Annotated in this window: 5 protein-coding genes; 1 reads left to right on the plus strand and 4 read right to left on the minus strand. The window is 62.9% G+C overall.

What is annotated here, in order from left to right:
• A partial coding sequence (locus FEM54_RS23790) for a 3-deoxy-7-phosphoheptulonate synthase (RefSeq protein WP_138453366.1) occupies window positions 1–919 on the plus strand: 919 nt, incomplete at its 5' end.
• A gap of 120 nt (window positions 920–1,039) precedes the next feature.
• Here FEM54_RS23790 and FEM54_RS23800 read toward each other — a convergent pair.
• Genes FEM54_RS23800 through FEM54_RS23815 form a run of 4 tightly spaced genes read right to left on the minus strand, consistent with a single transcriptional unit; the run spans window position 1,040 to window position 5,163 of the window.
• On the minus strand, window positions 1,040–1,741 hold the full coding sequence (locus tag FEM54_RS23800) for an NAD(P)H-dependent oxidoreductase (RefSeq protein ID WP_017139016.1): 702 nt from the start codon (window positions 1,739–1,741) through the stop codon (window positions 1,040–1,042).
• 9 nt (window positions 1,742–1,750) lie between these two features.
• Entirely contained in the window at window positions 1,751–3,370 is a 1,620-nt protein-coding gene (locus FEM54_RS23805) for an ABC transporter ATP-binding protein (RefSeq protein ID WP_138453367.1), read from the minus strand.
• Window positions 3,371–3,372: 2 nt separating this feature from the next.
• Window positions 3,373–4,200 carry an ABC transporter permease gene (locus FEM54_RS23810; RefSeq protein WP_138453368.1) on the minus strand — a complete coding sequence of 276 codons (828 nt, stop codon included), beginning with the start codon at window positions 4,198–4,200 and terminating at the stop codon, window positions 3,373–3,375.
• A 3-nt stretch (window positions 4,201–4,203) separates the two neighbouring features.
• A complete protein-coding gene (locus tag FEM54_RS23815; protein ID WP_138453369.1) occupies window positions 4,204–5,163 on the minus strand; it encodes an ABC transporter permease in 960 nt (319 codons plus the stop codon).
• Window positions 5,164–5,173: the final 10 nt, after the last annotated feature.

Below are 5,173 nucleotides of genomic sequence, written 5' to 3' on the forward strand. Positions count from 1 at the left end.
CCTCAATGGCGAAGACTCGCGTTTGCTGGTGATTGTCGGCCCGTGTTCGATCCACGACCCCGAGTCGGCCATGGAATACGCGCGCAACCTCAAGAAGCTCGCGCTGGAAGTCAGCGACCAGATGCTGCTGGTGATCCGTGCCTACGTCGAAAAACCGCGCACCACCATCGGCTGGAAAGGCCTGGCCTACGACCCGCACCTGGATGGCAGCGACGACATGGCCGCAGGCTTGACCCTGTCGCGCGAACTGATGCGCGAGATGCTGCGCCTGGGTTTGCCGGTCGCCACCGAGCTGCTGCAACCCATGGCCGCCGGCTACTTCGATGACCTGCTCAGTTGGGTCGCCATCGGCGCACGCACCACCGAATCGCAGATCCACCGCGAAATGGCCAGCGGCCTGGGCATGCCGGTCGGCTTCAAGAATGGCACCGACGGCGGCGTCGCGATTGCCTGTGATGCGATGCGCTCAGCCTCCCACCCGCATCGTCACTTCGGCGTGGACAGCCAAGGCCATCCGGCGATCATCCAGACACCGGGCAACCCCGACACGCACCTGGTATTGCGCGGCGGTCATCGTGGGCCGAACTACGATGCGCAAAGCGTGGCGCAGGTGAAACACGACTTGGCCAAGTCCAAGGTCGCGGCACGCATCATGGTCGATTGCAGCCACGCCAACAGCGGCAAAGACCCGCTGCGTCAACCGGCGGTGTTCAACGACGTGCTCGAGCAGCGCCTGCAGGGTGACACGTCGCTGATCGGCATGATGCTCGAAAGCCACCTGTTCGAAGGCTGCCAACCGTTGAGCACGTCGATGAAGTACGGGGTGTCGGTGACCGATGGCTGCCTGGGCTGGAACGGCACCGAGCAATTGCTGCGCGGTGCGGCTGAGCGGTTGCGGGCACAGCACAAAGCCAACTGATCCATGCAGATTAAAATGTGGGAGCTGGCTTGCCTGCGATGCAGACACCCCGGTGTGTCAGGTACACCGAGTTGATGCTATCGCAGGCAAGCCAGCTCCCACATTTGAATATCGTTGCGTTCAGGACAGTGGATACAGCGCCTCATCAAACTGCGCCAGCTTCGGAAATACCAAGGGCTGCTCATCCGCAAGCCCTTGCAGCCGCTGTTCATACCCCAGCAGAAAATCCTGCCGCGCCTCGGCACTGATATACGGCACATGCCAGGCCACAAATGGCGCCAGCACGTCATACCCGACATACGCCAAGGTGCCGCGCAGAATCGGCCGCAGCATCTCCTCCAACGGCCCGTGAATCGTGCCCTCACCAAACATATGCTCACGCCCGCCCAAGGTCACGGCGACCAGCGCGCGCTTGCCTGCCAGCCCGCCCTGATCGTAAAAACGCTTGCCGCCGTAACACACGCCGGACACCAGCACCCGGTCGATCCAGCCCTTGAGCATGGCCGGTGCCGAGAACCAGAAGATCGGGAAGTTGAGGATCAGCAGGTCGGCCCACAGCAGCTTGTCCAGTTCGCCCTGGATGTCCGCCGCGATCGACTGATTTTTTACGCCCAGGCGCTGCTCCAGGGCATACACCAGATAATCCGGATTCTCCCGCGTGGCAAAGTCAGCGGCAGACGCCACAGGGTTCCATTGCATAGCATACAAGTCACTCACCTGCACTTCATGGCCCTGGCCTTGTAACGTAGCCAGCGCCTGGTCGCGCAACGCCGCGGTAAACGACTGAGGCTCAGGGTGAGCGTGAACAATCAACACCTTCATGTGCATTCCTCAAACAGTGGGCGCCGCCCGTTGGGCCAGCAAATGGTCGAGCCAGTCCGGGTCCATTTCCGGCTCCGATGAAAACAACAGGCCGGTGTAAGCCTGGTACGGCGGAGTAAAAATCGCATTGCGGCTGCCTTGGTCCACTACCCTGCCCCGCTGCATCACCAGCACCTCGTCGGCAATCGCCCGCACGGTGGCCACGTCGTGGGTGATAAACAGGTAGGCCACGCCCAGTTGTTGCTGCAGGCGGTTGAGCAGTTTCAGCACGCCCTCGGCCACCAGTTGATCGAGGGCCGAGGTGACTTCATCGCAGATGATCAGTTGCGGGTCGGCCGCCAGCGCGCGGGCGATACAGATACGTTGCTTTTGCCCGCCCGATAATTCACGGGGCTGGCGCTCCATGAACACCGCCGGGTCCAGCTCAATCATCTCCAGCAACTCGGCGACCCGCGCGCGCATCGCCTTGCCTTTGAGGCCCAGGTAAAACGTGAGTGGCCGGCCGATGATGTCGACGATGCGCTGACGCGGGTTCAGCGCCGTGTCGGGGATCTGGTAGATCATCTGGATGCGCCGCAATTGCTCCTTGCTGCGCCGCCGAAAATCCACCGGCAGCGCCTCGCCGTCATACAGCACCTGCCCCGCCGTGGCCGGCAGCAGCCCGGTAATCAAGCGCGCGGTGGAGCTTTTACCACTGCCGGACTCGCCGATCACCGCCAGGGTCTGGCCGCGATACAGCTGCATCGACACCTCATGCAGTACCGGCTGCTGCCCATAGCTGGCGCAGGCCTGACGCACTTCCAGCAACGGCACCTGCGCCACCGGGCATGCCTTGGGCTCGGTGCGAAAGCTGCGCACTGCCCACAACGATTTGGTGTAGTCCTGCTGCGGCTGGCTGAGCATGCTGCGAGTGTCGGCCTCCTCCACCAACTTGCCGTGGCGCAGCACCATGATGCGGTCGGCCATCTGCGCGACCACGGCGAGATCGTGGCTGATGTACAAGGCGGCGCTGCCGAAGGTTTTCACCGCGTCACGGATCGCCGCCAGCACTTCGATCTGGGTGGTGACGTCGAGGGCGGTGGTGGGTTCGTCGAAGATAATCAAATCCGGATGGCAGGCCATGGCCATGGCCGTCATTACGCGCTGCAACTGCCCGCCCGAGACTTGATGCGGGTAGCGTTGGCCAATGGTCTCGGGGTTGGGCAAACGCAGTACGCGGTACAGCTCCACCGCCTCGTGCTCGGCCTGGGCGCGGCTGATGCCGCCGTTGATCACCGCCGTTTCCACATGCTGGTCGATCAGGCGGTGCGCCGGGTTGAAGGACGCCGCCGCGCTCTGCGCCACATACGCGATGCGCAAGCCGCGCAGCTTGCGCAAGGCTTCGGGCTTGGCCTGCAGCAACTCAATGCCATCAAAACACACCGAGCCGCCGATGATGCGGCAACCGTCGCGCGCATAGCCCATCGCTGCCAGCCCGAGGGTGGATTTACCCGCCCCGGACTCACCGATCAGCCCCAACACTTCACCGCGCTGCAAGGTCAGGTCAATGCCCTTGATCAACGGGTGCCAGGCATCCTCGTAATGCCCTTCGACCTGCAGGTTGCGGATTTCCAGCAATGGCCTGTCCATCCTCAACACTCCTTCAGGCCGCTGGATTTATGCAGCATCCAGTCGACGACAAAATTCACACTGACGGTGATCAACGCCACCGCCAACGCCGGTAGCAATGGGCTGATGTCGCCGAAGGTGATCAGCACCGCGTTGTCGCGCACCATGCTGCCCCAGTCGGCGGTGGGCGGTTGGATGCCCAGGCCGAGGAACGACAGCGCGCTGATAAACAGGAACACAAAGCAAAAGCGCAGGCCGAACTCGGCGATCAGCGGCGCCGCGGCGTTGGGCAGTACTTCGCGGGTGACCAGCCACCACAAGCCTTCACCGCGCAGGCGCGCGGCTTCGACAAAATCCTGCACCACCACCGTCATCGCCACCGCGCGGGCCAAGCGAAACACCCGCGTCGAATCCAGCAGCGCAATCACCAGCACCAGCGAGGTGGCGTTGGTGCCGACCACGCTGAGAATCAATAAGGCAAAAATCAGCTGCGGGATCGCCATGAGGATATCCACCACCCGCGACAACCCCTGGTCGACCCAGCCGCCCTGGATCGCCGCGACCAAACCACTCAAGCCACCGAGCAGAAACGCCAGCGTCGTCGTCAGGAAGGCAATGCCCAAGGTATTGCGCGCGCCGTACACCAGGCGGCTGAACATATCGCGCCCCAGGTTATCGGTGCCCAGCAAAAACTGGCCGCTCCAGGGCGCGAAGCCTTCGCCCACCACCTGGGTTTCGCCATAGGGCGCCAGCAGCGGCGCCGACAGCGCCAGCGCGACGTATAACAGAATAATCAGCAAGCCGAACTTGGCGCTCAACGGCGCGCGGGCCACTTGGCTCAACAGGCTCATGGCTTACCCCTTGGGATGCATCAGGCGTGGGTTGCTGGCGATGGACAGCACATCCGCCCCGGTATTGAGCAGGATGTAAGTGGCGGCAAAAATCAGGCTGCACGCCTGCACCACCGGGATGTCACGCTTGGACACCGAGTCCACCAGCAACTGGCCGAGACCTGGATAGACAAATACCACCTCGACCACCACCACACCCACCACCAGGTACGCCAGGTTCAGCGCCACTACGTTGACGATCGGCGCCAGTGCATTGGGCAACGCGTGCTTCCAGATAATCCGCGATTGGCTGATGCCCTTGAGCCGGGCCATCTCGATATACGGGCTGGCCAACAGGTTGATCAAGGAGGCGCGGGTCATGCGCATCATCTGCGCGATCACCACCAGACTCAGGGTGGCAACCGGCAGCACCGAGCGCTCCAGGAGCGTGCCGAACGTGGCATCCGGCGCCAGGTTGGACAGGCTGGGAAACCAGCCCAGCTTCACCGAGAACACCAGGATCAGCAGGTACGCGACAAAGAACTCCGGGAACGACACTGCGCTCAACGCCGTGGTATTGAGCAGGCGATCGAACCAGCTGTTGCGGTACAGCGCCGCAAGCATGCCCAGTACCAGCGCGGTGGGCACCGACACCAATGCCGCCAGGGCGGCCAGGCTCAAGGTGTTACCCAGCCGCGCACCGATCAACTCGGCGATGGGCCGCTGGTTGGCCAGCGACGCACCCAGATCACCCTGTAACAGCCGCAACAGCCAGTGCGCAAAGCGCGTCAGCGGCGGCAGATCCAGGCCCAACTGCGCGCGGAAAGCGGCGATGGTTTCCGGCGTGGCCGACTGGCCGAGCATGGCCTGGGCAATATCGCCAGGCAGCAGGCCGACGGCGAGGAAGATGATCACCGAGACGGCGAACAGCGACAATACGCCAAGGGCCAATCTCTGGAGGACCAGTTTCAACAGACTATTCATGTGTGTGTTG

Origin of the sequence: Pseudomonas edaphica, assembly GCF_005863185.1 — a bacterium.
Classification (GTDB): domain Bacteria; phylum Pseudomonadota; class Gammaproteobacteria; order Pseudomonadales; family Pseudomonadaceae; genus Aquipseudomonas; species Aquipseudomonas edaphica.